Raw genomic sequence first — 25,836 nt, 5'->3', positions numbered from 1 at the left:
GCAGGATGATCGGGTGACCGACCGAGACGCCGTCCCCCTCGATCCCGCCTCGATGCGCAAGCAGTACCGGGCCGAGGGCCTCGCCGAGTCCGATCTGGCCGCCACCCCGGTGGCGCAGTTCGCACGCTGGTTCCAGCAGGCCGCGACTGAGGCCCACCTCTTCGAGCCGAACGCCATGGTCGTCTCCACGGCGAACGCCGAAGGCCACCCCACCTCCCGAACCGTGCTGCTGAAGCACTTCGACGAGCAGGGTTTCGTGTTCTACACCAACTACGACTCCCGCAAGGCCCGCGACCTCGCCGAGAACCCGTACGTCTCGCTCCTCTTCCCCTGGCATCCGATGGCCCGCCAGGTCATCGTCACGGGCGTCGCGCGCCGCACCGGCCGGGACGAGACCGCCGCCTACTTCCGCACCCGCCCGCACGGCTCGCAGCTCGGCGCCTGGGCCAGCGCCCAGTCGAGCGTGATCTCCACCCGCGCCGACCTCGATGCCTCGTACGCCGAACTGGCCGCCCGTTACCCGGAGGGCGAGCAGGTGCCGGTGCCTCCGAACTGGGGTGGTTTCCGGGTCGCCCCGCAGGCGGTGGAGTTCTGGCAGGGCCGCGAGAACCGGCTGCACGACCGGTTGCGGTATGCGGCGGAGGCGGACGGGGGGTGGCGGGTGGAGCGGCTCAGTCCCTGAGCTCCCGGTCCAGGATGGCCGCCCACTGCGCAACAACCCGTTCCCGGCGTCCGGTGTCGTCCGTGAGCAGATTTGCCAGGCCGAGGCCGCGGGCCATGTCCAGGAGGCCCTGGACGGTCTCGCGGACGCCGGGGCGGGATTCGTCGGCGGCGAGGAGGTCGACGGCGATGCGGTGGGTTTCGCGGCCGACGTGGGCTTCGAGTTCCGTCACGCGGGGGCGGAGCTGGTCTTCGTTGGAGGCGGCGACCCACAGGTGCAGCGCCGCCCGGAAGAGGGGGCCTGTGTAGAGGTCGACGAGGGCCGACACGACCGCCCGGCGGTCGCCTGCCGCGCCCTGGGGGAAGAGGGCGCGGAGGGCTGTGGAGCGTTCTTCGGCGACGTATTCGACTGCTGCCGTGAAGAGGTCTTCGCGGGTGGGGAAGTGGTGTTGGGCGGCGCCGCGGGAGACGCCGGCGCGTTCGGCCACGACGGAGACCGTGGAGCCTGCCCAGCCGTGTTCGGCGAGGCAGGCCACGGCGGCTTCCAGGAGGCGCTGCCGGGTGGCTCGGCTGCGGTCCTGTTTGGGTACGCGGTCGGCGCGGTCGACGCCGTTGTCGGTGGTCACAGCACCCATGTGGGATCCCGTCGTTCCAGGAAGGCCGTCATCCCCTCGCGGGCCTGCGGGGAGGCGAACAGCCGGGCCGAGAGCGCGGTGAGGTCGGCCGCGTCCCGGTCGAATGTTTCGAGCACCTTAGCTGTGAGCAGCGCTTTCGTCTCGGCCAGGCCCCGTGGGGCGGCTCGGCGCAGTCCGTCCAGGATCGGTTCCAGTACGGCGTCCACGTCGTCGCCGGTGGCGGTCAGGAGGCCGATGCGGGCCGCCTCGGGGGCCTCGAAGCGTTCGCCGGTGAGGTAGTAGCGGGCGAGGGCTCGGGGGTCGGTGCGGGGAAGCAACGGCAGGGAGATGACCGCCGGGGCCACTCCGATGCGTACCTCGGTGAAGGCGAAGGTGGACTGTGTCGAGGCGGCGGCGATGTCGCAGGCGGCCAGCAGCCCGAGGCCGCCTGCGCGCACATGGCCTGTCACGCGGGCCAGGACCGGTTTGCGCAGCTCCACGATCTGCCTCAGCACCCGAACGAGTGCGTCGGGGGCCGGCGGGTCGCGGAGGTCGGCGCCCGCGCAGAACGTGTTGCCGGTGTGGGTGAGCATGATCGCTCGGACGGCGGTGTCCTTGGCGCAGTCCGTGAGGGCGTCGGCCAGTTCCCCGACGAGTGCGGCGGAGAGTGCGTTGCGGTTGGCCGGGGAGTCGAGGCTGAGGGTTTCGATGCCACGCGCGCGTGTACGTCCGATCAACGTCATGTGCGCTCCTGGAGTTCCCGTAGTTCGCGGCGGAGGATCTTGCCGGAGGCGGCCCGGGGGATGCCGTCGATGAAGGTGACCTGGCGGACGCGTTTGTAGGGGGCGACGCGTTCGGCGACGTACATCATGACCTCTGTTTCGGTGAGGTCGGTTGCGGTGGGCCGGCGGACGACGAAGGCGTGCGGGACTTCGTTGTTGTCGTCGTTGTAGACGCCGATGACTGCGGCGTCGGTGATGCCGGGGTGGGTGAGGAGGAGGGCTTCGAGTTCGGCGGGGGCCACCTGGAAGCCCTTGTACTTGATGAGTTCCTTGACGCGGTCGACGACGAACAGCCAGCCGTCGTTGTCGACGTGGCCGACGTCTCCGGTGTGCAGCCAGCCGTCCGGGTCGATCATCGCGGCGGTGGCGTCGGGGCGGCCGAGGTAGCCCTTCATGATCTGGGGACCGCGGATGAGGATCTCACCGGACTCGCCGGTGCCGAGGTCCTTGTCGGGGTCGTCGAGGGAGACGATCCGCATCTCGGTGCCTGCGATGAGTTTGCCGACGGTGCCGGGGGGTGCGTCGTGCATGGCGTCGAGGGGGACGACGTGGGTGCCGGGTGACAGTTCCGTCATGCCGTAGGCCTGGCCGACGGGTGGCAGGCCGAGGCGCTGGGAGCAGGCGGCGGCGAGTTGGGCGTCCAGGGGGGCGGCGGCGCTGATGACGTGCTTCAGGGACGAGAGGTCGTACTGGGCGACGAGGGGGTGTTTGGCGAGGGCCAGGACGATGGGCGGGGCCACGAACAGGCTGGTGATGCGGTGGTTCTGGATGGCCGCGAGGAAGGTTTCGAGTTCGAAGCGGGGGAGGACGACGACGGTGGCGCCCTGCCTGAGGGGTGCGTTCATGAGGGCCGTCAGGCCGTAGATGTGGAAGAAGGGCAGGACGGCGAGAATGCGTTCGCCGGGGCCGGCCGGCATGACGGGTTCGAGCTGGGCGAGGTTGGTGGCGATCTGGCGGTGCGTGAGCATGACGCCTTTGGGGATGCCGGTGGTGCCCGAGGAGTACGGCAGTGCGGCGACGTCTTCTGCGGGGTCGATGTCGACGTCCGCTTCGGGGGCGGCGGAGGCCAGCATGTCGATCAGCGAGCGGTGTCCGGGCGCGCTGTCGCTGACGAAGATCTCCTCGACGCCGCCGGCGAGTTCGGCGGCCCTGCGTGCCGTTTCCAGCAGGGGTGACACGGTGACGATCCAGCGGGCCGCCGAGTCCTTCAGCTGTTTCGCGAACTCCTCGGCGGTGGCCAGGGGGTGCACGGTGGTGACGGAGGCGCCCGCGCGCGTCGCCGCGTAGAAGGCGGTCGGGAAGGCGACGGTGTTGGGGCTGTGCAGGGCGAGCACATCGCCCTTGCGTACGCCGGCCTCGGCGAGGGCGGCCGCGATGCGCCGGTGGAAGCGGTCCAGTTGCTCGTACGTGAGGGTGGTGCCGTCGGTTCCGTCGATGAGGGCGGGTGCGTCACCGTACTCGGTGGCCCGGCCCAGCACCGCTTCGTGGATGGGGAGTTCTACGGGCGGGACGTCTGCGTACTCGCTGCGGAACACGGTTCCTCCAAGGCGGCCACGACGGTCTAGTACGACTTGGGAAGGCCCAGAGTCTGGTGGGAGACGTAGTTGAGAATCATCTCCCGGCTCACCGGAGCAATACGAGCCACACGTGCGGCGGTTATCAACGAGGCGAGTCCGAATTCGTGGGTGAGGCCGTTTCCGCCGAGGGTGTGGACGGCCTGGTCGACGGCTTTGACGCAGGCCTCTCCGGCCGCGTATTTCGCCATGTTGGCGGCCTCGCCCGCGCCGACGTCGTCTCCGGCGTCGTACAGATGGGCCGCTTTCTGCATCATCAGGCGGGCGAGTTCGAGGTCGATGTGCGCCTGGGCGAGGGGGTGGGCGATGGCCTGGTGGGCGCCGATGGGGGTCTTCCAGACGGTGCGGTCGCGGGCGTAGGTGATCGCCTGGGCGAGTGCGTAGCGGCCCATGCCGATGGCGAAGGCGGCGGTCATGATGCGTTCGGGGTTGAGGCCGGCGAAGAGCTGGAGGAGGCCTGCGTCCTCGTCGCCCACGAGAGCGTCGGCGGGGAGGCGTACGTCGTCCAGGGTCAGCTCGAACTGCTTCTCCGCGGCCTGGAGTTCCATGTCGATCCGGCGGCGGGTGAAGCCTTCGGCGTCGCGGGGGACGATGAACAGGCAGGGCTTCAGGTTGCCGGTTCGGGCGTCTTCGGTGCGGCCGACGATCAAGGTGGCGTCCGCGATGTCGACGCCGGAGATGAAGACCTTGCGGCCGGTCAGGAGCCAGTCGCCGGTGTCGGGGTCGCGGCGGGCCGTGGTGGTGATGCGGTGCGAATTCGAACCGGCATCCGGCTCCGTGATGCCGAAGGCCATGGTTCGGGTGCCGTCCGCCAGGGCGGGGAGCCATTCCTGTTTCTGGGCGTCGGTTCCGAAGCGGGCGATCACTGTGCCGCAGATCGCCGGGGATACGACCATCATGAGGAGGGGGCAGCCTGCGGCTCCCAACTCCTCCAGCACGATGGAGAGTTCGGCTATGCCACCGCCTCCGCCGCCGTATGCCTCCGGCAGGTTGACGCCCAGGTAGCCGAGCTTGGCCGCCTCTGACCAGAGGGCCTCTCGGTCGAAGTCGCGGCCGTGGCGTTTGCCGAGGGCGGCGACCGCTGAGCGGAGGGCTTTTTGTTCTTCGGATTCGATGTGGGCCATCTCGGCTCCTTCGGGGTGCGGGTTGCATGTGGCTGGTCGCGCTCGCGGCGGTCACCGCATATCGATGGAGTCCCGCGCCCCTCTAGGTCGGCTCCACTACCGCCAGCAATTCGCCGACCGTCACCTGCTGGCCAGGTACTACTTCCAAAGCGCTCAGCGTGCCTGTGACCGGGGCTGTGATCTTGTGTTGCATCTTCATCGCCTCCAGCCACAGCAACGGCTCCCCGGCCTTCACGGCAGCTCCTGCCGTCAGGCCCTCGGCGACCTTGACGACCGTTCCCGGCATGGGCGCCAGCAGGGAGCCGGGGGCGTGCTGGGTCGTCGGGTCGGGGAAGCGGGGCAGGGCGGTCAGGTGGGTGGTGTTGACGTACACGTCGTCGCCGTACCGGGCCACCTCGTACCTCTGCTGCACGCCGTCCACTTCGAGTACGACGAGACGCGCGTCCGCGTGTACGACCCGTACCCCGTCCGCCTCCAGGCCCGCCCGTGTGTGGCGGTAGTGGACCTCGTGCTCCTCGCCCGCTGTCGCGTAGCGCTTGGTCTGGGGTTGGGAGGGGAGGTTGCGGAAGCCGCCGAAGCGGGAGGGGTGGGATCGGGCGTCGGCGAGGGCGGCGGCCAGGGGGGCGTAGGGATCGGGGGTCTGGGTGGTCAGTTCGGGGAGGTGGTGGTCGTAGAAGGCCGTGTCCATGGTGGCCGAGGTGAACTGCGGGTGGCGCAGGGAGCGGACGAGGAGGTCGCGGTTGGTGGTGGGGCCGTGGATCGTGGTGCGCTCCAGGGCTCCGGCGAGTCTGCGGACGGCCTCCGCGCGGGTGGGGGCGTGGGCGACGGCCTTGGCGAGCATGGGGTCGTAGTGGACGCCGATGTCGTCTCCGTCGCCGTAGCCGGTGTCCAGGCGGATGCCTTCGGGGGCGGTCAGGCGGTGGAGGGTGCCGGTCTGGGGGGTCCAGTCGTTCGCCGGGTCCTCGGCGTAGAGGCGGGCCTCGATCGCGTGGCCACGCGCGCGTGGGGGTTCGTTGTCCAGGCGGTGGCCTTCGGCGACCCGGATCTGCAGGGCCACCAGGTCGACGCCGAAGACGGCCTCCGTGACGGGGTGTTCGACCTGGAGGCGGGTGTTCATCTCCAGGAACTGCGCGCGGCCGTCGGCGACCAGGAACTCGACGGTGCCGGCGCCCTCGTAGGCGACGGCGCACACGGCCTGTGTCGACAGCGCGTACAGGTCCTCGACGAGGCTGTCCGGGAGGCCGGGCGCGGGCGCCTCCTCGATGACCTTCTGGTGGCGGCGCTGGAGGGAGCAGTCGCGGGTGCCGAGGGTCCAGATCGTGCCGTGGGTGTCCGCGAGGACCTGGACCTCCACGTGACGGCCGTGCTCCAGGTACGGCTCGACGAAGACCTCGCCGTCGCCGAAGGCGCTCGCGGCCTCGGCCCGTGCGCCCTCCAGGGCGGCGTCGAGGTCCGCCAGGCGGCGCACGATACGCATGCCGCGTCCTCCGCCGCCCGCGGCCGCCTTCACCAGGACGGGCAGGTCGGCCTCGGTGATCCGCCCTCGCTCCAGGGAGGCGATGCCCATGAGGTCCTTGGCGCGTGTCTTGGACGCCATCGCCTCGATGGCCTCGGGGGGCGGTCCGATCCAGGTCAGGCCGGCGTCGATGACGGCGCGTGCGAAGTCGGCGTTCTCGGAGAGGAAGCCGTAGCCGGGGTGGACGGCGTCCGCGCCGGAGGCGACGGCCGCCTTCACGATCAGGTCGCCGCGCAGATACGTCTCCGCGGGCGCCGCGCCGGGCAGCCGTACCGCCGTGTCGGCCACGCGCGCGTGGAGGGCGTTCTCGTCGGCGTCGGAGTGCACCGCGACCGTCCGGATTCCCAACTCACGGCAGGTGCGGAAGATACGGCAGGCGATCTCGCCGCGGTTCGCCACCAGGACAGAACTGATCATGAGCCTCACATCCGGAAGACGCCGAAGCCGCCGCGCGCACCGTCGTACGGCGCGGTGTGGATGGCCGACAGGCACAGGCCCAGGACCGTGCGGGTGTCGCGGGGGTCGATGACGCCGTCGTCGTAGAGCCGCCCGGACAGGAACATCGGGAGTGACTCGGACTCGATCTGCTGCTCCACCATGGCCCGCAGGGCGGCGTCGCCGTCCTCGTCGTACGGCTGCCCCTTCACGGCCGCCGACTGCCGGGCGACGATGGACAGGACGCCGGCGAGCTGCTGCGGGCCCATCACGGCGGACTTGGCGCTGGGCCAGGCGAAGAGGAAGCGGGGGTCGTAGGCGCGGCCGCACATGCCGTAGTGACCGGCGCCGTAGGAGGCGCCCATCAGGACCGACAGATGGGGCACCTTCGAATTGGAGACGGCGTTGATCATCATCGCGCCGTGCTTGATGATGCCGCCCTGCTCGTACTCCTTGCCGACCATGTAGCCGGTGGTGTTGTGCAGGAAGAGGAGCGGGATGTCGCGCTGGTTGGCCAGCTGGATGAACTGGGCGGCCTTCTGGGACTCCTCGCTGAAGAGGACTCCCTGGGCGTTCGCCAGGATCCCCACGGGATAGCCGTGGAGTGTGGCCCAGCCGGTCGTCAGGCTGGTCCCGTACAGCGGTTTGAACTCGTCGAAGTCGGAGGCGTCGACGATCCGGGCGATGACCTCGCGCGGGTCGAAGGGGATCTTCAGGTCCCCCGGGACGATGCCCAGCAGCTCCTCGGCGGCGTACTTGGGCGGCTCGGCCGGTCCCGGATCGCCGTACGCCTTGCGGTGGTTGAGGCGGGCGACCACCCGGCGGGCCTGGCGCAGCGCGTCCGGCTCGTCGACGGCGAAGTAGTCGGCGAGGCCCGACACGCGCGCGTGCATCTCGGCGCCGCCGAGCGACTCGTCGTCGCTCTCCTCGCCGGTCGCCATCTTGACCAGGGGCGGACCGCCGAGGAAGACCTTCGCGCGTTCCTTGACCATGATCACGTGGTCGGACATGCCGGGGATGTACGCGCCTCCGGCGGTCGAGTTCCCGAAGACGACGGCGACGGTGGGGATCCCGGCCGCCGACAGCCTCGTGAGGTCCCGGAAGATGGCGCCCCCGGGGATGAAGATCTCCTTCTGGGAGGGCAGATCGGCGCCGCCCGACTCCACCAGGCTGATGCAGGGGAGGCGGTTGGCGAGCGCGATGTCGTTGGCGCGCAGGGCCTTCTTCAGCGACCAGGGGTTGCTCGCGCCGCCGCGCACGGTCGGGTCATTGGCGGTGATCAGGCACTCCACGCCCGCCACCACCCCGATGCCGGTGACGAGCGAGGCGCCCACCGCGTACTCGCTGCCCCAGGCGGCGAGCGGCGACAGCTCCAGGAAGGGCGTGTCCGGGTCGAGGAGCAGTTCGATGCGCTCCCGGGCGAGCAGCTTGCCGCGCCCCCGGTGCCGTTCGACGTACTTCTCGCCGCCGCCCGCGAGGGCCTTGGCGTGCTCGGCGTCGAGGTCGGCGAGCTTGGCGAGCATGGCCTCACGGGCCGCCCGGTAGTCCGGTCCGTTGATGTCCAGGGTGGTCGGCAGCACGGTCACAGCAGGGCCTCCGGGATGTCCAGGTGGCGGGAGCGCAGCCATTCACCGAGGGCCTTGGCCTGCGGGTCGAAACGGTGCCGGGCGGCGACGCCCGCGCCGAGGATGCCCTCGACGACGAAGTTGAGGGCACGCAGGTTCGGCAGGACGTGCCGGGTGACGGGCAGGGCGCGGCTCTCCGGGAGCAGCTCGCGAAAACGCTCCGCCGTCAGCTCGTGGACGAGCCACCGCCAGGCCTCGTCCGTCCGCACCCACACGCCCACGTTGGCGTTCGGGCCCTTGTCCCCGCTGCGGGCACCGGCGACGAGGCCGAGCGGGGCCCGCCGGGTCGGCCCGTCCGGGAGCGGTTCGGGCAACTCAGGGGTCGGGAGGTCTTCGAGTACGAGAGTGTCGTGTGCCGGGGCCACAGGAACCCGGCGCCCGTCATCGAGCACCGCCACATGGTCGACGGCACCATGGGGCACGTACACATCCTCGAAGACCCCATAAGGCGCGCCCTTTCCGGGTGGCGCCAGCACATGGAAGCCGGGGTAGCTGGCCAGCGCCAGCTCTACCGCGGCTCCGCTCAGCGCCCGCCCGACGAGCCGCTCGTCCGGGTCCCGTACGACGAGCCGGAGCAGTGCGCTCGCCGTCTCCTCCGTCGGGGCGTCGGGGGCGTCGGTGCGTACGAGGTCCCAACTGATGTCGGCCGGCGCGGACTTGGCCTGCGCAAAGGCGGTTTCCATCTGCCCCCGCACAAGCGCGGCCTTGGCCTCGATGTCGAGGCCGGTGAGGACGAAGGCGACCTCGTTGCGGAAGCCGCCGAGGCGGTTGAGGCCGACCTTCAGGGTGGGCGGCGGGGCCTCGCCGCGCACGCCTTCGATACGGACGCGGTCGGGGCCGTCCTGGGTGAGGCGGATCGTGTCCAGGCGGGCCGTCACGTCCGGTCCCGCGTACCGGGCCCCGGCCGTCTCGTACAGCAGCTGCGCGGTGACCGTGCCGACGTCGACGAAACCGCCGGTGCCGGGGTGTTTGGTGATGACGCAGCTGCCGTCCTCGTGGATCTCGGCGAGGGGGAAGCCGGGGCGCCGGAGGTCACCGGCGCGCTCGGCGAAGAAGGCGTAGTTGCCCCCGGTGGCCTGCGCCCCGCACTCCAGCACATGCCCGGCGACGACGGCTCCCGCCAGCCGGTCGTACTCCCTGGGCCCCCACCCGAAGTGCGCGGCGGCGGGCCCGGTGACCAGCGCCGCGTCCGTCACGCGCCCGGTGACGACCACGTCCGCACCCTCCCGGAGGCAGGCCGCGATGCCGAAGCCGCCGAGGTAGGCGTGGGCCGCCAGGCTGTCCGGATAGCCGGCCTTGAGGTCATCGCCTTCGACATGGGCGACGCGGGCGGGAATGCCGAGGCGTTCGGCCAACTGCCGTACGGCGTCGGCGAGTCCGGCGGGATGGAGGCCACCGGCATTCGTGACGATCTTGACGGAGCGTTCGTGCGCGAGACCGAGGCACTCCTCCAGCTGACGCAGGAAGGTGCGGGCGTATCCGGCGGCAGGGTCCTTCAGTCGGTCGCGGCCCAGGATCAGCATGGTCAGCTCGGCGAGATAGTCGCCGGTGAGCACGTCCAGCTCACCGCCGGTGAGCATCTCGCGCATGGCGTCGAAACGGTCGCCGTAGAAGCCGGAGGCGTTGCCGATGCGCAAGGTCGTCATGCGGTGCCGCCCTTCGGCGGGCGTCCGTCACCCGGTGGACCCGCGAAGGCCTGGGCGATGTCCAGCCAGCGGTCGGCGTCGGAGCCCTCCGTGTGCAGGGCGAGGTCGGCGCGGTGGGCGCGCTGGGTGACCAGGCGGCAGAAGTCGAGGGCGGGTCCGGTGACGCGATCCGTGGCGTCCTCGGGGCCGTAGGCCCACAACTCGCCGGAAGGCGCCGTCAGTTCGACCCGGAACTCCTCGAACGGCGGGGTCAGTCCGTGCACGCCGAAGGCGAAGTCCCGGGTGCGGACGCCGAGGCGGACGATGTGCCGGAGCCGGTCGGTGGGGGTGCGTACCACGCCCAGCGCGTCCGCCACGTCCCCGCCGTGCGCCCAGGTCTCCATGAGGCGGGCGGTGGCCATGGAGGCGACGGACATCGGGGGGCCGTACCAGGGGAAACGCGCCCCCGTCGGCGCCGCACGCAGGGCGTCTGCCAGGGCCTTGCGCCCGGCCCGCCAGTCCGCGAGCAACTGCTCGGGCGGCTTCCCGGCCCCCTCCTCCGCGCCGTTGTCCACGAAGTTCCCGGGCGCGGCCAGCGCCTTCTCGACCTCGCGGGCGAAGGCGTCCTGGTCGGTCACGGCCAGCACGGAGGAGTGGTCGGTCCAGGCGAGATGCGCGATCTGGTGGGCGACGGTCCAGCCGGGTGCCGGGGTCGCGAGCGCCCACTGCTCCGGGCTCAACTCGGCCACGAGCAGGTCGAGTTCCTCGCTCTCCGCGCAGAGATCGTCGATCACGGGCGTCGGGTCAGCCATGGGGCGAGCATGGCAGGGGGGCCAGAAACAAGCAAGCGTGCTTGCATTAATTTGTTTTCCACAGGCCTGACACCCGTTCGCAGTCAGATGGCTACCCTCAGTGAATGGAGGTGGTCGCCGTGCATATCCGCGAACTTGATCCCAGTGCGTCGCCGCTGGACTACTACGGCTTCGAGCTACGGCGTGCCCGTGAGGCAGCGGGGCTGACCCAACAGGCGCTCGGTTCGATCGTGTTCTGTACGGGGTCACTGATCGGCCAGGTCGAGACGACGCTGAGGGTGCCGACCCGGGAGTTCTCCGAGCGGGTGGATGCGGCGCTGGGGACGGACGGGACGTTTTCGAGGCTGGTGGGGCTGGTTCTGCGCAACCAGTTGCCGAGTTGGTTTCAGCCGTATGCGGAGATGGAGGCGCGGGCGACGAACATCGCCACGTTCCAGGCCCAGGTGGTCTACGGGCTGCTCCAGACACCGGCGTACGCGCGTGCGGTGCTGGAGGCAGGCTGGGCGGACAAGCTCGACGACCAGGTGGCGGCGCGCATGGAGAGGCAGCGCATCCTGACTCGGGAGAAACCGCCCCTGGCATGGGTGGTGCTGGACGAGGTGGTGCTGCACAGGCCTTTCGGCGGCAGGGAAGTCATGCGCCAGCAGCTGACGCACCTGTTGAACCTCCAGAAACGTCGCCAGCTGCGTGTGCAGCTGTTGCCGTTCGGAGTGGGTCAACACCCGGCCACGGCGGGCTCGTTCACCATCCTGCGTTTCGATGACGACCCCGACATCGCCTACTCGGAGAACTACGACAAGGGATACATGACCGCCAACCCGGACGTCGTCAGGGACTGTTCGCATCGTTACGATCATCTGCAGGCCGCAGCCCTTTCAGTCGAGGACTCGGCAGCGCTGATCGCCCGCGTACGGGAGGAACGGTATGCAGAACAGCCAGGACCTGACCGGAGCTCGCTGGCGTAAGTCGTCCTACAGCGGCGGCACCGGAGGCGAATGTGTCGAGTGCGCCCCTCTCGGCACCGCGACGTGGCGTAAGTCGTCGTACAGCGGCAGCAGCGGCGGCGAGTGCGTGGAAGTAGCGCCCCTGGCTGCCCTCATAGCCGTCCGCGACTCCAAGAACCCCCCGGCAGGGGTCCTCACCCTCAGCGCGGCCGCCTTCTCCGCCTTCCTCCGGGGTGCCGTCGAGAACGCTCGCGGCTGAGTACGGGTGCTCATGCGTGTCGCCGCCCGGCGCGGCACGCTGCACGCATGACCGACACCCTCGTACGCCCAGGCCGCCGGTGGCCCTGGTCGCGCAGAACGCGGCTGGGCGTGGACCTCGCCCTCGCGATCCCCCTGTTCCTGCTGGAGGCCGGGTGGCTCGTGCTGGACTCGATATACGGCTACGGCCTGGCGGTATGGGCGGCGCAGGGCGACCGGGCGCAGATCGACGCGGCAGCCCTCGCGCACATGGACCGGCTACGGGAACTGCTGATCGCCGTACTCGTCCTGGCGGTCGTGGCGGCAGTCTTCCGTGCCCGCTGGACCGTGGTCGCGCACCTGTTGGTGGCGCTCCTGGCCGGCGGAGCGCTGACGGCCGCGCAGCGGGAGTGGAACCACGACCACTCCCCGCCACCGGGTTGCGTCCGTTACAGCGCGAACTGCTGAACGCGAACCGCTGAAAATTGAGGCGCGCCGCCCGGCGCCCCCGCAGTACGGTCCCCGGGTGATCGATGGGGACGGTTATTTCGGGGAGTCCGTCGCGGCGGGGTACGACGAGTCGGCGGCGGAGATGTTCGCGGCGGAGGCGCTGGATCCGGTGGTCGAGCTGCTGGCGGAGCTTGCCGGGAGCGGGCGCGCGCTCGAACTGGGCATCGGGACGGGACGTGTGGCTCTGCCGCTCGCGGCGCGCGGTGTGGAGGTGTACGGCATCGACATGTCCCGGGCGATGGTCGAGCGGATGCGGGCCAAGCCCGGGGGTGACGCGATCGGCGTGACGATCGGGGACTTCGCGACGGCCAAGGCGGAGGGCCGGTTCTCGCTGGCGTACCTCGTCTTCAACACGATGAACAACCTGACCTCGCAGGACGCCCAGGTCGACTGCTTCCGCAACGTCGCCGAGCATCTGGAACCCGGCGGCCGCTTCGTCGTCGAGGTCGGCGTCCCCGATCTGCGCCGGCTGCCGCCCGGGCAGAACGCCGTACCGTTCCGGGTGGAAGACGGACGGCTCGGCTTCGATCTGTACGACGTCGCCACCCAGTCGATGAGCTCGCATCATGTGCGGGTCGACGGCGAGGGCCACGCTTCGTATCTCGCCGTCCCCTTCCGCTACGTATGGCCATCGGAGCTCGACCTCATGGCCCGACTGGCGGGAATGCGGCTGTGCGACCGATGGGACGGCTGGACCCGCGAACCCTTCACCGGCGACAGCCGACAGCACGTGTCGGTCTGGGAGAAGCCCGCCGGCTGACCGCATCCGACAAGAGGCCGTCAGGCCTCCGGCACCGGCGCCTTCCCCCGCCCCACCTGCGTCCGCACCGCCCCCATGCTCGCCCCGATGACCAGGGCGATCGCGGCCGCCTGCCAGAGCGAGAGGGACTGGCCCAGGATGAGGAAGCCGGCCGTCGCGGCGAGGGCCGGTTCCAGGCTCATCATGATCGCGAAGGTGGACGCGGGGAGGCGGCGCAGCGCCAGGAGTTCCAGGGTGTACGGGAGCACCGAGGACATGAGGGCCACCGCCGAGCCCAGCGCGATCGTCGTCGGGTCGGTGAGCTTCGCGCCGGATTCCGCGATCCCCAGCGGGAGCATCAGCAGCGCCCCGACCGCCATGGCCAGCGCCAGCCCGTCCGCCTGCGGGAACCGTCGGCCCGTACGCGCACTGAACACGATGTACGCCGCCCACATGGCGCCCGCGCCCAGCGCGAAGGCGACGCCGACCGGGTCGAGGCCGTCGAAGCCTCCGCCGCCGAGCAGGAAGACGCCGGTGAGGGCGAGTCCGGCCCAGACGAGGTTGAGAGCGCGGCGCGAGGCCAGGACCGACAGGGCGAGCGGGCCGAGGACCTCCAGGGTGACCGCCGGGCCGAGCGGGATGCGGTCGACCGCCTGGTAGAAGAGGCCGTTCATCGCGCCCAGGGTGATACCGAAGACGATCACCGTGCCCCAGTCGGTGCGCGAGTGGCCGCGCAGCCGGGGGCGGCAGACCAGCAGCAGGACGACGGCGGCGGCGAGGAGACGGAGGGTGACCACCCCGAGCGCGCCCGCCCTGGGCATCAGATTCACCGCCAGCGCGGCGCCGAACTGCACGGACACACCGCCGGACAGGACCAGGCCGACCGGGCCGAGGGAGCCTCGGCGGTGCGGGGCCGTCGGAGTGTGCACCGCTGACGGTGAGGTGGTGGTGCTGGGGCTGGTCACGGGCGGTCCAGGTGCTCGGCTCGGGGTTCACGATTCGTTCATCGCGATGCACTGGCAGGTCCAGGGTAGTGCACCTGGTCAGGCGTGTGAACTCGTTTTGCAACTGTCCTGCATGGTGGACACGGCAGCCTCGGATACCGGGCCAGGGCTCCCCCTGCTGCGGTACGTACGGGTCGTAGGCGTACGACGGCACCCGCCACGCCTCGAACGGCCCGTACCGGCTTATGAATCCTGGGAGGACCCTTTGAGAAGTCCCTCCGCCAGTACCTCCGCCAGATGCCTCCCGCGCACCCCGGCCAGCTGCTCCAGCTGCGTCCGGCAGGAGAAGCCGTCCGCCAGTACGACCGTGCCGTCCGCCGCGTCACGCACGGCCGGCAGCAGTTGCTCCTCCGCGCAGGCCGTCGACACCTCGTAATGGCCCTTCTCGAAGCCGAAGTTGCCCGCCAGACCACAGCACCCGCCCGCCAACTCCCCAGTGAGCCCGGCCGCTTCGCGCAGCCGACGCTCCGCGCCGTCGCCGAGGACCGCGTGCTGGTGGCAGTGGGTCTGCCCGGTGACCGGGCGGTCGAGGGCGGGCGGCACCCAGTCGGGCGCGTACCGCTCCAGCGCCTCCGCGAAGGTCATCACCGAGGCGGCGAGACGGGCGGCGCGCGGATCGTCGTGCAGCAGCTCGGGCAGGTCCGTGCGCAGGGCCGCGGCGCAGCTCGGCTCCAGGACGACGAGGGGCGCGAAGTTCTCGACCGCCTGGGAGGAGCCCAGGACGTCGAACTGGTCGAGGGTGCGGCGCAACACCGCGCGGGCGCGGTCGAGTTGACCGGTCGAGAGGTACGTCAGCCCGCAGCAGACGGGGTGGCGGCGGGCCGGCCACAGAACCGGCGTCAGTCCGGCCGCCTCCAGGACCCGCACGGCCGCCATCCCCACCTCCGGCGAGAGGTGCTCCGTGAAGGTGTCCGGCCACAGCAGCACAGGCCTGCCGAAGGGCTCCTCGTACTCCAGTCCCAGCTCGCGGATCATCTGCCGCTCCCGCGCCCTGGCACGGCGCCCGAACCACCGGCTGAACGTCTCGGTCGCCACCCGCGGAATCCGCCGCTCGGGCGCGATCCCGCCCACCCGCTTGGCGAGCGCCGCGGGCGGGCCCACCGAGGCGAGGAAGTTGACCAGCCGGGCGGTGCGAGTGCGGTCCACCAGCCGCAGCCACACCGGCAGCCACCCCATGCTGTAGTGCGCGGCCGGGCGGCGCCGCCCCGCGTAGTGGTGGTGCAGGAACTCCGCCTTGTACGTGGCCATGTCGACCTCGACCGGGCAGTCGGACCGGCACCCCTTGCAGGACAGGCACAGGTCGAGCGCGTCCCGTACCTCCGCCGAGCGCCAGCCGTCGGTGACGACCTCGCCGGCCAGCATCTCGTGCAGCAGCCGGGCACGCCCGCGCGTGGAGTGCTCCTCCTCGCCGGTCGCCCGGAAGGACGGGCACATGACGGACGCGCCGGACGCGGAGGTCGTACGGCACTTGGCGACGCCCACGCACCGCCGTACGGCCGCGGAGAAGTCGCCGCCGTCCGCCGGGTACCCGAAGGCCACGTCGACCGGCTTCCGGGGCAGGACCGAGAAGCGGAGGTTGGAGTCGAGCGGTGCCGGGCGGACCAGCATGCCGGGGTTGAGGAGGTCGTCCGGGTCCCAGACGCCCTTCACCCGCCCGAAGAGGGCGACCAGGTCCTCGCCGTACATCTTCGGGAGCAGTTCCGCCCGCGCCTGCCCGTCCCCGTGCTCCCCGGACAGTGATCCGCCGTGCGCCACGACCACGTCCGCGAGCTCCTCCGAGAAGCGCCGGAACCGGCCGACGCCCGCCTCGCTCAGCAGGTCGAAGTCGATACGGACGTGGATGCAGCCGTCCCCGAAGTGCCCGTACGGGGTGCCGCGCAGCCCGTGGGAGGTCAGCAGCCGCCGGAAGTCCCGCAGGTAGGCGCCGAGCCGCGCGGGCGGGACCGCGCAGTCCTCCCACCCGGGCCAGGCCTCGCTCCCGTCCGGCATCCGGGTCGCCGTACCACTGGCGTCCTCCCGGATCCGCCACAGCGCCCGCTGCCCGCCCGGATCGGTGACGACCAGCGAGTCGACGACATCGGCGGCCCGCACGATCGCCTCCGCACGCGCGCGTGCCTCCGCCTGAGTCTCCCCGCCGGTCTCCACGAACAGCCAGGCCCCGCCCCGCGGCAGCCCCGCCGTGGAAGGCACCAGATCGGCCGCCATCCCCTCCACGGTCAGCGGCCGGTACGGCAGCAGCCCGGCCGCGGCCTCGGCGGCGGCGCCCTCGTCGGCGTACGCCAGCACGGCCAGCGCACGCGCGCGTGGCGCCTCCACGAGCCGTACGACGGCCTCGGTCAGCACCCCCAGGGTGCCCTCGCTCCCGCAGAAGGAACGGGCGACATCGGCCCCCTTCTCCGGCAGCAGGGCGTCCACCGCATATCCGGAGATCCGCCGGGGCAGCTCCGGAAACCCGGTCCGCAGCCGCGCCAACTCCCCCTCGACCAGTCCCCGCAACCCGTCCGGCGCCCCGCCCCACCCCTGCCCGAGCCGCAGCCGCTCCCCGCGTCCGGTGACCACGTCCAGCTCCCGCACACTGTCCGCGGTGGTCCCCCACGCCACCGAGTGCGAGCCGCACGAGTTGTTCCCGATCATCCCGCCGAGCGTGCAGCGACTGTGGGTCGACGGATCGGGCCCGAACCGGAGGCCGTACGGCGCTGCGGCCTCCTGCAGCCGATCCAGAACGAGCCCCGGCTGAACGACGGCGGTACGGGTCTCAGGGTCCAGGGACACGATCCGGTCCATGTGCCGGGTGAAGTCCAGCACGACCCCGGTACCGGTGGCCTGCCCGGCGATGGACGTACCCCCGCCCCGCGCCACGACGGGCACACCATGCGCCCGGCAGACCTCCAGCACGGCGGCCACGTCGTCGGCGTCTCTCGGGGCAACCACCCCCAGCGGAACCCTCCGATAATTGGACGCATCCATCGTGACCAGCGCCCGGGCGGCGACGTCAAACCGCACCTCACCCCGGACAACCTCGCGCAAACGTGCCTCCAGACCCGCCATGCAGTCAGCAAATCAGCCAAGGCCGCGGTCATCCAGCCCGTCCGGCGTTTGAGGACGAGGTCGTTCAGGCCGAAGGGGGGTCTGGGGGTGCAGCCCCCGGTTCCGACGCGCACGACACCGCCGTCTCACCGGACGGACCACGTTTCACCCAGGTTTCCCGAAACGGCTAACCTCACCCCGTGGCTGAGATCCAGATTCCCGCTGACATCAAGCCCGCCGACGGACGTTTCGGCGCGGGCCCCTCCAAGGTGCGGACGGAAGCGCTGGACGCGCTGGCCGCGACCGGTACCTCCCTCCTCGGCACCTCCCACCGCCAGGCCCCGGTCAAGAACCTGGTCGGCAAGGTGCGCGAGGGCATCAGTGAGCTGTTCTCCCTGCCCGAGGGCTACGAGGTGATCCTCGGCAACGGCGGCTCCACCGCGTTCTGGGACATCGCGACGCACGGCCTGATCGAGAACAAGTCGCAGCACCTCAATTTCGGCGAGTTCTCCTCGAAGTTCGCCAAGGCGGCCAAGCTCGCCCCCTGGCTGGCCGAGCCGACCGTCATCGCGAGCGACCCCGGCACGCACCCGGAGCCGCAGGCCGAGGCGGGCGTCGACGTCTACGCCTTCACCCACAACGAGACCTCCACCGGTGTCGCCATGCCGATCAAGCGCGTGGCCGGCGCCGACGAGGGCGCGCTGGTCCTGGTCGACGCCACCTCCGGCGCCGGTGGCCTCCCGGTGGACGTGTCCGAGACGGACGTCTACTACTTCGCCCCGCAGAAGTCCTTCGCCTCCGACGGCGGCCTGTGGATCGGCGTCTTCTCCCCGGCCGCGATCGAGCGCGCCGAGCGTGTCCACGCGTCCGGCCGCCACGTCCCGGAGTTCTTCAGCCTCCCCACGGCGATCGACAACTCCCGCAAGAACCAGACGTACAACACCCCGGCCCTCGCCACCCTCTTCCTGCTGAACCAGCAGCTGGAGTGGCTCAACGGCCAGGGCGGTCTCGCCTGGTCCACGGCCCGCACGAAGGACTCCTCGACCCGCCTCTACTCCTGGGCGGAGGAGTCCAAGTACGCGACCCCCTTCGTCGCCGACCCGGCCAAGCGCTCGCAGGTCATCGGCACGATCGACTTCTCGGACGAGATCGACGCGGCCGCCGTCGCCAAGGTGCTGCGCGCCAACGGCATCGTCGACACCGAGCCGTACCGCAAGCTCGGCCGCAACCAGCTGCGCGTCGCGATGTTCCCGGCGATCGACCCGGCGGACGTCGAGGCGCTGACGAAGTGCATCGACTACGTGATCGAGAAGCTCTGACGTCGTTGCTCGTACGTCGGTGAGGGGCGCCCCGGTGCATGCCGGGGCCGCCCCTCACCGGTTCAGGCCGCCGTACAGGTCGGCGAAGGCACCGCCCCGCCGCCCGGCGCTCCCCCGAACCCGAAGCTCACCGAGCCACCCGCCGGGACACTGCCGTTGTGGGCGGCGTTCACCGCGGTCACGGTCGCGCCGCTCTGGGTGTACGACGCGTTCCACATGTTGGTGACCTGCTGCGACCCGTTCCAGGTCCAGCTCACCTTCCACGAACTGATCGAGCTGGTCCCGGTGTTGGTCACCGTCACCTCGGCGTTGAAGCCACTGCCCCAGTCGCTGCTGACGGTGTAGGAGGCCGAGCACGCGGCCGTGCTGCCGCCACCCCCACCGCCGCCCCCGCCGCCTCCACCTGTACCGGTGCCGGGAAAGAGCGGCGCCTTGATGCTCGTCAGATAGCCGTCCTTCACCGTGTCGACGGTCGTCCAGTCGTCCTTCAGGATCCCGCCCGTGTCACCGGAGTTGGGATTCCAGGACCAGAACGTCCAGTGGAAGGAGTCGGCCCCGTACGTCGACGTCGGCCGCAGATAGCTCACCAGCGCCGCCAGCCACTTCTGGTCGACGGTCGAGGCCAGCGTCGTACCGAACTCGCCGACCCACACGGGTGCGATGTTCTGCTTGAAGATGTAGCCCCAGTACTTGTCCCAGACGCCCGGCATGTTGGCGGGGAACGCCGGATCACTGAACCAGGGCTGCTGGGCCACGCTGGTCGCGTAGTCGTGGGCGGAGTACACGACCCGGTTGGCCACGTCGAGCCGGACCGGGTACTGGGCGACGCCCATCAGGTTGCCGCCCCACCACCCCGACACCCCGCCGTAGGTCTGCACGCCCTCGACGAAGATCAGCAGGTCGGGGTTGACGGAGAGCACCGCGTCGCCGGCCCGCTCGGCGGCCAGCCGCCAGTCGGTCGCCGTGTCGCCGCAGCCCCAGCAGGCCGGATCGTGGGGCTCGTTGTGCAGGTCGATGCCGACGACGGTGTCCTGGCCTTTGTAACGGGCCGCGAGTGCCTTCAGATCGGTGATCCAGGTCGACTCGGGGACGGCCGCCGTGTACCAGAGCGCCGACTGTCCGCCGGAGTCCGGCCGGTGCCGGTCGAGGATGACCTTGAGACCGTCCTGACCGGCGTACGCCACGAGCTTGTCCATGACCTGGAGGGAGTTCAGGCCCTGCAGATCGGCGTTCTTGCCACTGCTGAAGTCGATGCTGTTGGGGACGGTGGACGACTTGAAGATGTCGTCGCTGTAGGGCAGCCGGATGGTGTTGTAGCCCAGCGACTTCATCTGGTCGATCATGGACTTGTAGTCGCGGGACCAGAGGCCGTGGACGACGTGGTTGCCGGTCTCGAAGCCGAACCAGTTGATCCCGGCGATCCGGACCGGTTGCCCGGCCGCGTCGAGGATCTGACGGCCGTTGGTGTGCCAGTAGCCGGCGCCGGGGACGGCGGCCGCGTGCGCGGTGTGCGCACCGGCCCCCAGCGGTATCAGGAGCGCCGCTGCAACAGCGCACAGCGCTCTTCGCAGGCTGCGGAACATGTCGCTGCTTCCTCTCGGGAGGCACGGGCCCGGAACGAGTGGGAGCGCTCCCACAACCCGGCACCTCCATGGAAGCCACGCCACATGGACACGTCAAGGACTACGGCGTCAGTCAGCGGCGCAGCAGCCGCCGGATTCCGAAGACCACCGCCGCCGCTACGGCGACGGCGAGCGCGCCGACCTTGAGGTTGCCGCCCATACCGCCACCGCTCCCGCCCGAGGCACTCGAACTCGCGCCCCCGGAGGACGACTTCGAACCCCCGCCCCCGCCCGGCACGTCCTGCGCCTGCACGGAGCTGTCGGCGCCCTCGCTGCCGTACATGAGTTTCGAGCCGTCGACGGTGTAGGTGATGGACTCGCCCTGCCCCTGCAGCGGAACGTTCAGGCGCCCCTTGCGTTTGATCCTGCCGCCGTTCCAGTCGTAGTAGATCCCGCCGAAGTAGCCGCGCACGGCGAGCTGCTTGTCGTCCGGGGAGATGGCGGCGTCGGTGGCCCAGAGGTCGACGGTGGCGACGGGCTTGAAGTAGTTCGTCCCGGAGGTGGAGAGCTTGGCCGGCCCCTCGTACAGGTGCCCGCCGTTCTCGTTCTTGTCGATGATGTAGGCGCGCCCGGTCTTCGGATCGATGACGAGCGACTCGGCGTTGCGCGCCCCGTCCGTGTACTTGACCACGTACTGCGTCGCCCGCACCGTCTGGTCGACCAGTTTCTTCGGCTCGGGCAGCCGGTAGATCCACACATACGGCCACTTGCCGCCGAGGTTGTCGCCGATGTCGCCGACATAGATCTGGTTGCCGGGGCCGATGGAGATGGCCTCGGTGTCGCGGGGGGCGCCGATGCCGCTGAGGGTGACGCGGGCGACCGTCTTCCCGGTGCCGCTGTCGACGGCGTAGATGTACGGGCCGTCGCCGCTGTCGTTGTGGGTCCAGTAGATGCCGGGGTGCAGGCGGGAGGCGGCCAGCCCGCTGGACTCGGCGATACGCGAGTCCTTGATGGTGAACCCCTGGTCACCGTTGCCGTCGCCGTCTGCGGCGGATGCGGGCGCGGCGAAGGCGCCCACGAGAAGGACCCCGGCGAGGAGAGCGAACGGTCGGCGCATGGCCCAAGCCTGCCATCCCGGCCCGGTGTTCACCGACGGGTGACGGGGAGGGGCGACGGGGAGGCGCGCGTGGCAGGCCTCACATCCCACGCGTCCCATTGGTCCCTCCCTGATCCCTCCCCGATCGTCCATCATGAGCGGATGCTTAGGTTCATGCCGGTCGGCGACTCCATGACGATCGGAAGCGCGGGCGAGCACACATGGCGTTACCGGATGTGGGAGCACCTGCGCGAGACGTACGGCGGCCCGTTCGCCCTGGTCGGCCCGCGCGAGACGCTGTACGACAAGGCGGCGGACGCGCCGGTGTCGTACGAGTACGCCGATCCCGACTTCCCGCGCGCCCATCTGGCGGGGTGGGGCGAGGGCTGGCTGCACATGGCGCCGCTGATCGGGGAGGCGGTGCACTCCTGCGAGGCGGATGTCCTGCTGGTCTCCCTCGGCCTGATCGACCTGGGCTTCTACACGAACGCGGAACAGACGGCGGAGAACGTGCACCGCTTCGTGGCGGCGGCCCGCTCGGCCAACCCGCGCGTCCGCCTGGTCGTCCTGCCGGTGATCCCGAACGTCCGCGCCACCGCGGACGCCCCCTTCGCCGCGCAGGTGACCCGCTTCAACGAACTCCTGGCCAAGGCGGTCGCCGACCTGGACGAATCCCGCTCCCCGCTCCTGCTGGCCTCTCCCCCGCCGTCGTACGACATCCGTCTCGACACCTACGACGGCACGCACCCGAACGCGAGCGGCGAGCGGAAGATCGCGGGGGCGTTCGCGGACGCGATGTATCAGGCGTGGGGCGTCGGGGAGCCCTACGAGGGCTGAGCCATACGAAGGTTCGGCATCCCCCACGTGTCCTGGTCACCGTGCGTATCGTGGTACTGCGCGGCTGCGCTCGTCGGTGGGGCAGCCGGGGAGGAGCGCCACGATGACCGTCCTTGAAGACAGGATCGAGATGGCTGAACACAGCGGCGAGCTGACTCTGGACAGCCTGTTCGAGTCGCTTGAGCGGACCACCCCCGAGGGCTACAAGGTCGAGATCGTCGAGGGGGCCATCTTCATGTCGCCGCAGCGGGACACGCACTGGGAAATCATCGCCGACATCTACGAGCAACTGCGCACCAAGTACCCGCGCAAGCGCGTGAAGTCGGACGTCCGCGTCGACTATCCGGGCCACCTCAACGGCTTCGCATCCGACGTGACTCTTGTCGCCGAGGGCGCCGAGAAGAACGACAAGGGGCTGTGGAGCTGCGAGGACGTCGAGTTCGTCGCCGAGGTCATCTCGAAGGGCACGGCCCCGAACGACTACGGCCCCAAGAGGACCGCCTACGCCGTCGCCGAGGTCCCCGTCTACCTCATCGCCGACCCCTATCAGGGCAAGTGCCACCTCTACACCCAGCCGAAGGACGGCGAATACGTCGTCGAGCTGTCCGTCGCCTTCGGCGGCGATGTCGACATGACCACCACCCTCGTCGACCTCACCCTCAAGACCGAAGAGTTCCCCCGCGACTGAACCCGGCGGCTCCCCCAGGCGGCGGAAAGCCGCCGGGAAAAGCCCGTGCCCAAAGATCGCGCCGGCGGCAGACTGCCCCCATGACCTCCCCAGCCCCTGACGCCAAGGCCGACCTTCACTTCTATCTGCAGTCCGCCCGCGATGCCCTGCTCTGGAAGCTCGAAGGGCTCTCGGAGTACGACATCCGCCGCCCACGCACACCGACCGGCACCAACCTCCTGGGCCTGGTGAAGCACGCGACCGGCGTGGAGCTGGGCTACCTCGGCGACACCTTCGGGCGGCCGCTGTCCGGCGGACCGCTGCCCTGGATGGCCGCGGGCGGTGAACCCAACGCGGACATGTGGGCCACCGCCGACGAGTCCCGCGGGTACATCGTGGACCTCTACCGCAGCGTGTGGGCGCACGCGGACGCGACGATCGACGCGCTGCCGCTGGGCACCCTCGGCAGGGTGCCCTGGTGGCCCGAGGGCAGGGACCAGGTGACGTTGCATCACGCCGTGGTGCGCGTGATCGCCGACACGCACCGGCATGCCGGCCACGCCGACATCCTCCGCGAACTCACGGACGGCGCGGTGGGGATGAACCAGGGCAACGACAGCATGCCGTCGGACGACGCGGCCTGGTGGGAGAACCACCTGGACCGGGTGGAGCGTGCGGCGCGGGAGGCCGACCGGAAGCCGGCCTGATCCCGGTCAGCTTCGGGACGCCGTGCCGCCACCGCTGGGGCGCGGCTTCGACGTGGTCGAACCGCTCTTGGAGGCGGGGGATTTCGCGCTTGCGGGCGTCTGGCGATGACGGTGGCGGGAGATGTTTCTGCGGGGCGGCCGGGTCAGCGTGATCTGGCGGACCAGTTGCTGGAAGCAGGCCAGGGACGCGAGCGTCGGCAGGGCCGCCGCGGCGACACCGGTGAAACTCCTGTCGGCCTCGGCCACGCAGAGTGACATCGCAAGGAAGGAGAAGAGCAGAACGACGAACCAGGAGTGCACGGCCCTGCGTTGGTGAAGGGCGCTGCGCAGGATGGAGAGCGAGGCCACCATCCAGGGGCCGTAGACCAGAAGCGGCCACCAGGTCAGTATTCCGCCCTGCGTGGCCGACGCGACATGCCGCAGAGGTGCGTAGGCCACCATGCCGCCGAACACGCTCACCATCGAAACGATCACGGCGGCGAGCGCGGCGATCAGAAAGCTGACGGTCTGCAGCCACCCGAAGCGGAAGCGCAGCCGGAACCGCACTTTCCGGTGCCGGACGGTACGGCGCCGGATGGGGGGCAACTCGGCGGTGATCCTCGCCAGGTTGTCCATCGACTCGCCCGTGAAGTCGAGGTCGGGCTGCGGCGTCGGCTCGCGGCGAGGCGGGGGCGAAACGGTGCCCGCCTGCTCCGCCGTCACGGCGTTCTGCAGGAGGGACGTGAGTTCCTCGACCGGGTCCCAGCCCTCCACCAGGGGGCCGGTGGCGTACATGTCCTCTGCGGGACCCCGGTGGCGGCCGGTGGCCAGCCCGGTGGGGTAGTCACCGGGATACCGTTCGTGCGGGGTGAAGGAAAGATCCAGGTATTCGTCGTTCATAGAGGTCCGCCCCCGTCATGTAACCGCGTGGCAGCCGGACCGTCCCTGATCGTTCCACCGCCGCCCGAGTTCCTCCTGAGCCGTGTCCAGGATTCCCAGGAACTCGCTGAAGAGGGTCCCGGTGACCTGCAGTTCGATCCGCGCACCGTCCCCGTGCAAGGTGCCGCACGCGTCGGCCGCCGAGTACGCCGCGGCGGGCGTGAAGGTGTAGCGCCCCACTGTCACCGCACGGGCGGGGGGCAGATCCTCCGCGGTCGCTCCGGAACGGTACGGGTTAAGGAACCTTGCTTTCGCCATATTCCGCTAACGCCGCGTCCCCTCCTCCGGATGCGCGGCAAACGAGTGAGGCCAATTCGACGAAAACATCGACTAGAGCGTTTTTCATCCAGCAGTTTGTCTTTTGAATTCTTCTCGCACAGCGAAGATCATTTGCAGGGATAGATCATTTTCTGGGGAATCCCTTGCGTAGAGCGCACTCCAAGCCGTTGGCTAGGTGGTCATGAAGTACACGCAGCTCGGACGCACGGGACTCAAGGTCAGCCGACTGGTCCTCGGCACCATGAACTTCGGACCGCAGACCGACGAGGCCGACAGCCACGCGATCATGGACGCGGCGCTGGACGCCGGCATCAACTTCTTCGACACCGCCAACGTGTACGGCTGGGGCGAGAACAAGGGCCGTACGGAAGAGATCATCGGCAACTGGTTCGCCAAGAGCGCGGCCCACCGCGACAAGGTCGTCCTCGCCACCAAGGTGTACGGCAACATGGCCGCCGACGGCGAGACCTGGCCCAACCACGACAAGCTCTCCGCGCTGAACATCCGGCGCGCGGTCGACGCCAGCCTGAAGCGGCTGCAGACCGACCACATCGACGTCTACCAGTTCCACCACGTCGACCGCCGCACCCCCTTCGAGGAGATCTGGCAGGCGATCGACGTCCTGGTGCAGCAGGGCAAGATCCTCTACGTCGGGTCCTCGAACTTCCCCGGCTACAAGATCGCCCAGGCCAACGAGATCGCCGCCCGCCGCGGCGGCACCATCGGCCTCGTCAGCGAGCAGTGCCTCTACAACCTGGCCGAGCGCCGCGCCGAGATGGAGGTCATTCCGGCCGCGCAGGAGTACGGCCTCGGGGTCATCCCCTGGTCACCGCTGCACGGCGGCCTGCTCGGCGGTGTGATCAAGAAGGAGGTCGAGGGCGGCCGTCGGGCGAGCGGCCGGGCCGCGGACGCCCTCGCCAACACCACCATCCGCGCGCAGATCCAGGCGTACGAGGACCTGCTCGACAAGCACGGCGTGGAACCGGGTGAGGCCGCCCTGGCCTGGCTCCTGACCCGCCCCGGTGTCACCGGCCCGATCGTGGGCCCGCGCACGGCGGAACAGCTGGAGTCGGCGATCAGGGCGGCGGAGCTGGAACTGAGCGAGGAGCTTTTGACCGGCCTGGACGAGGTCTTCCCGGGGCCTGGCCCGTCCCCGGAGGCCTTCGCGTGGTAGCGCGCCTTTAGGGGCGGCGGGGCTGCATTCGATATGCGGCTCCGCCGCG

The 25,836-nt window shown here is 70.3% G+C and carries 24 protein-coding genes; 10 read left to right on the top strand and 14 right to left on the bottom strand.

Features of this window, described 5'->3' with window-relative positions; translation table 11 throughout:
- Positions 1-13 precede the first annotated feature (13 nt).
- Entirely contained in the window at positions 14-682 is a 669-nt protein-coding gene (pdxH, locus tag ABD355_RS09400) for a pyridoxamine 5'-phosphate oxidase (protein ID WP_344399685.1), read from the top strand.
- On the opposite strand, the gene ABD355_RS09395 is transcribed toward pdxH, so the two are convergent.
- The 8 genes from ABD355_RS09395 to ABD355_RS09360 form a co-directional block, all read right to left on the bottom strand.
- Positions 672-1,295: a TetR/AcrR family transcriptional regulator gene (locus ABD355_RS09395; protein ID WP_344399684.1), complete on the bottom strand. Its 624-nt coding sequence runs from the start codon at positions 1,293-1,295 to the stop codon at positions 672-674. The genes pdxH and ABD355_RS09395 overlap by 11 nt on opposite strands.
- The gene (locus tag ABD355_RS09390; protein WP_344399683.1) at positions 1,283-2,017 is read right to left on the bottom strand and encodes an enoyl-CoA hydratase family protein; all 735 of its coding nucleotides are present in this window, start codon (positions 2,015-2,017) and stop codon (positions 1,283-1,285) included. Before ABD355_RS09390 ends, ABD355_RS09395 begins: the two co-directional genes overlap by 13 nt.
- Entirely contained in the window at positions 2,014-3,591 is a 1,578-nt protein-coding gene (locus ABD355_RS09385) for a 4-coumarate--CoA ligase family protein (RefSeq protein WP_344399681.1), read from the bottom strand. Before ABD355_RS09385 ends, ABD355_RS09390 begins: the two co-directional genes overlap by 4 nt.
- Positions 3,592-3,617: 26 nt before the next feature.
- Positions 3,618-4,754, bottom strand: coding sequence for an acyl-CoA dehydrogenase family protein (locus tag ABD355_RS09380; RefSeq protein WP_344399680.1), 1,137 nt, complete (start codon positions 4,752-4,754; stop codon positions 3,618-3,620).
- A gap of 82 nt (positions 4,755-4,836) precedes the next feature.
- Positions 4,837-6,687, bottom strand: a complete 1,851-nt coding sequence (locus tag ABD355_RS09375) for an acetyl/propionyl/methylcrotonyl-CoA carboxylase subunit alpha (protein WP_344399679.1) — start codon at positions 6,685-6,687, stop codon at positions 4,837-4,839.
- 5 nt (positions 6,688-6,692) lie between these two features.
- Positions 6,693-8,291: an acyl-CoA carboxylase subunit beta gene (locus tag ABD355_RS09370; RefSeq protein ID WP_344399678.1), complete on the bottom strand. Its 1,599-nt coding sequence runs from the start codon at positions 8,289-8,291 to the stop codon at positions 6,693-6,695.
- Positions 8,288-9,976 carry an acyclic terpene utilization AtuA family protein gene (locus tag ABD355_RS09365; RefSeq protein WP_344399677.1) on the bottom strand — a complete coding sequence of 563 codons (1,689 nt, stop codon included), beginning with the start codon at positions 9,974-9,976 and terminating at the stop codon, positions 8,288-8,290. The genes ABD355_RS09370 and ABD355_RS09365 overlap by 4 nt, the downstream gene beginning before the upstream one ends.
- Positions 9,973-10,767, bottom strand: coding sequence for a TIGR03084 family metal-binding protein (locus ABD355_RS09360; protein WP_344399676.1), 795 nt, complete (start codon positions 10,765-10,767; stop codon positions 9,973-9,975). Before ABD355_RS09360 ends, ABD355_RS09365 begins: the two co-directional genes overlap by 4 nt.
- Positions 10,768-10,871: 104 nt before the next feature.
- On the opposite strand from ABD355_RS09360, the gene ABD355_RS09355 reads away from it, so the two are divergent.
- From ABD355_RS09355 to ABD355_RS09340, 4 genes are read left to right on the top strand one after another with little or no spacing between them, the layout of a single operon-like run.
- Positions 10,872-11,732, top strand: coding sequence for a helix-turn-helix domain-containing protein (locus ABD355_RS09355; protein WP_344399675.1), 861 nt, complete (start codon positions 10,872-10,874; stop codon positions 11,730-11,732).
- Positions 11,692-11,970 carry a DUF397 domain-containing protein gene (locus tag ABD355_RS09350; RefSeq protein WP_344399674.1) on the top strand — a complete coding sequence of 93 codons (279 nt, stop codon included), beginning with the start codon at positions 11,692-11,694 and terminating at the stop codon, positions 11,968-11,970. The genes ABD355_RS09355 and ABD355_RS09350 overlap by 41 nt, the downstream gene beginning before the upstream one ends.
- Before the next feature lie 47 nt (positions 11,971-12,017).
- The gene (locus ABD355_RS09345) at positions 12,018-12,416 is read left to right on the top strand and encodes a DUF6234 family protein (protein WP_344399673.1); all 399 of its coding nucleotides are present in this window, start codon (positions 12,018-12,020) and stop codon (positions 12,414-12,416) included.
- 58 nt (positions 12,417-12,474) lie between these two features.
- Positions 12,475-13,218, top strand: coding sequence for a class I SAM-dependent DNA methyltransferase (locus ABD355_RS09340; RefSeq protein WP_344399672.1), 744 nt, complete (start codon positions 12,475-12,477; stop codon positions 13,216-13,218).
- 20 nt (positions 13,219-13,238) lie between these two features.
- Here the strand turns inward: ABD355_RS09340 and ABD355_RS09335 are convergent, their stop codons facing one another.
- On the bottom strand, positions 13,239-14,162 hold the full coding sequence (locus ABD355_RS09335) for an EamA family transporter (RefSeq protein ID WP_344399670.1): 924 nt from the start codon (positions 14,160-14,162) through the stop codon (positions 13,239-13,241).
- A gap of 222 nt (positions 14,163-14,384) precedes the next feature.
- Positions 14,385-17,249 (bottom strand): FAD-binding and (Fe-S)-binding domain-containing protein, encoded by a 2,865-nt coding sequence (locus tag ABD355_RS09330; RefSeq protein WP_344399669.1) that lies wholly within the window; start codon positions 17,247-17,249, stop codon positions 14,385-14,387.
- Between the two features lie 179 nt (positions 17,250-17,428).
- On the opposite strand from ABD355_RS09330, the gene serC reads away from it, so the two are divergent.
- A complete protein-coding gene (gene serC, locus ABD355_RS09325; protein WP_344399668.1) occupies positions 17,429-18,547 on the top strand; it encodes a phosphoserine transaminase in 1,119 nt (372 codons plus the stop codon).
- A 62-nt stretch (positions 18,548-18,609) separates the two neighbouring features.
- On the opposite strand, the gene ABD355_RS09320 is transcribed toward serC, so the two are convergent.
- Both ABD355_RS09320 and ABD355_RS09315 read right to left on the bottom strand, forming a co-directional pair.
- Positions 18,610-20,130, bottom strand: a complete 1,521-nt coding sequence (locus ABD355_RS09320; protein ID WP_344399667.1) for a cellulase family glycosylhydrolase — start codon at positions 20,128-20,130, stop codon at positions 18,610-18,612.
- Between the two features lie 112 nt (positions 20,131-20,242).
- Positions 20,243-21,226, bottom strand: a complete 984-nt coding sequence (locus ABD355_RS09315; RefSeq protein WP_344399666.1) for a WD40 repeat domain-containing protein — start codon at positions 21,224-21,226, stop codon at positions 20,243-20,245.
- Positions 21,227-21,367: 141 nt separating this feature from the next.
- Here ABD355_RS09315 and ABD355_RS09310 point away from each other — a divergent pair, with 141 nt between their 5' ends.
- The 3 genes from ABD355_RS09310 to ABD355_RS09300 all read left to right on the top strand — a co-directional run bounded on the left by ABD355_RS09310 (position 21,368) and on the right by ABD355_RS09300 (position 23,416).
- A complete protein-coding gene (locus tag ABD355_RS09310; protein ID WP_344399665.1) occupies positions 21,368-22,042 on the top strand; it encodes an SGNH/GDSL hydrolase family protein in 675 nt (224 codons plus the stop codon).
- A gap of 103 nt (positions 22,043-22,145) precedes the next feature.
- A complete protein-coding gene (locus ABD355_RS09305; protein ID WP_344399664.1) occupies positions 22,146-22,730 on the top strand; it encodes a Uma2 family endonuclease in 585 nt (194 codons plus the stop codon).
- Between the two features lie 80 nt (positions 22,731-22,810).
- Positions 22,811-23,416 (top strand): DinB family protein, encoded by a 606-nt coding sequence (locus tag ABD355_RS09300; RefSeq protein ID WP_344399663.1) that lies wholly within the window; start codon positions 22,811-22,813, stop codon positions 23,414-23,416.
- A 6-nt stretch (positions 23,417-23,422) separates the two neighbouring features.
- On the opposite strand, the gene ABD355_RS09295 is transcribed toward ABD355_RS09300, so the two are convergent.
- Together ABD355_RS09295 and ABD355_RS09290 are read right to left on the bottom strand one after the other, a co-directional pair.
- Positions 23,423-24,295 carry a DUF2637 domain-containing protein gene (locus ABD355_RS09295; RefSeq protein ID WP_344399662.1) on the bottom strand — a complete coding sequence of 291 codons (873 nt, stop codon included), beginning with the start codon at positions 24,293-24,295 and terminating at the stop codon, positions 23,423-23,425.
- Between the two features lie 15 nt (positions 24,296-24,310).
- Positions 24,311-24,514, bottom strand: coding sequence for a hypothetical protein (locus tag ABD355_RS09290; RefSeq protein WP_344399661.1), 204 nt, complete (start codon positions 24,512-24,514; stop codon positions 24,311-24,313).
- A 280-nt stretch (positions 24,515-24,794) separates the two neighbouring features.
- On the opposite strand from ABD355_RS09290, the gene ABD355_RS09285 reads away from it, so the two are divergent.
- Positions 24,795-25,787, top strand: coding sequence for an aldo/keto reductase (locus ABD355_RS09285; RefSeq protein WP_344399660.1), 993 nt, complete (start codon positions 24,795-24,797; stop codon positions 25,785-25,787).
- Positions 25,788-25,836: the final 49 nt, after the last annotated feature.

The organism is Streptomyces longisporus, from assembly GCF_039532765.1.
Taxonomy (GTDB): domain Bacteria; phylum Actinomycetota; class Actinomycetes; order Streptomycetales; family Streptomycetaceae; genus Streptomyces; species Streptomyces longisporus.
The sequence above is the reverse complement of the archived record's forward strand: the minus strand, read 5'-3'. Positions and strand labels throughout refer to the sequence as shown.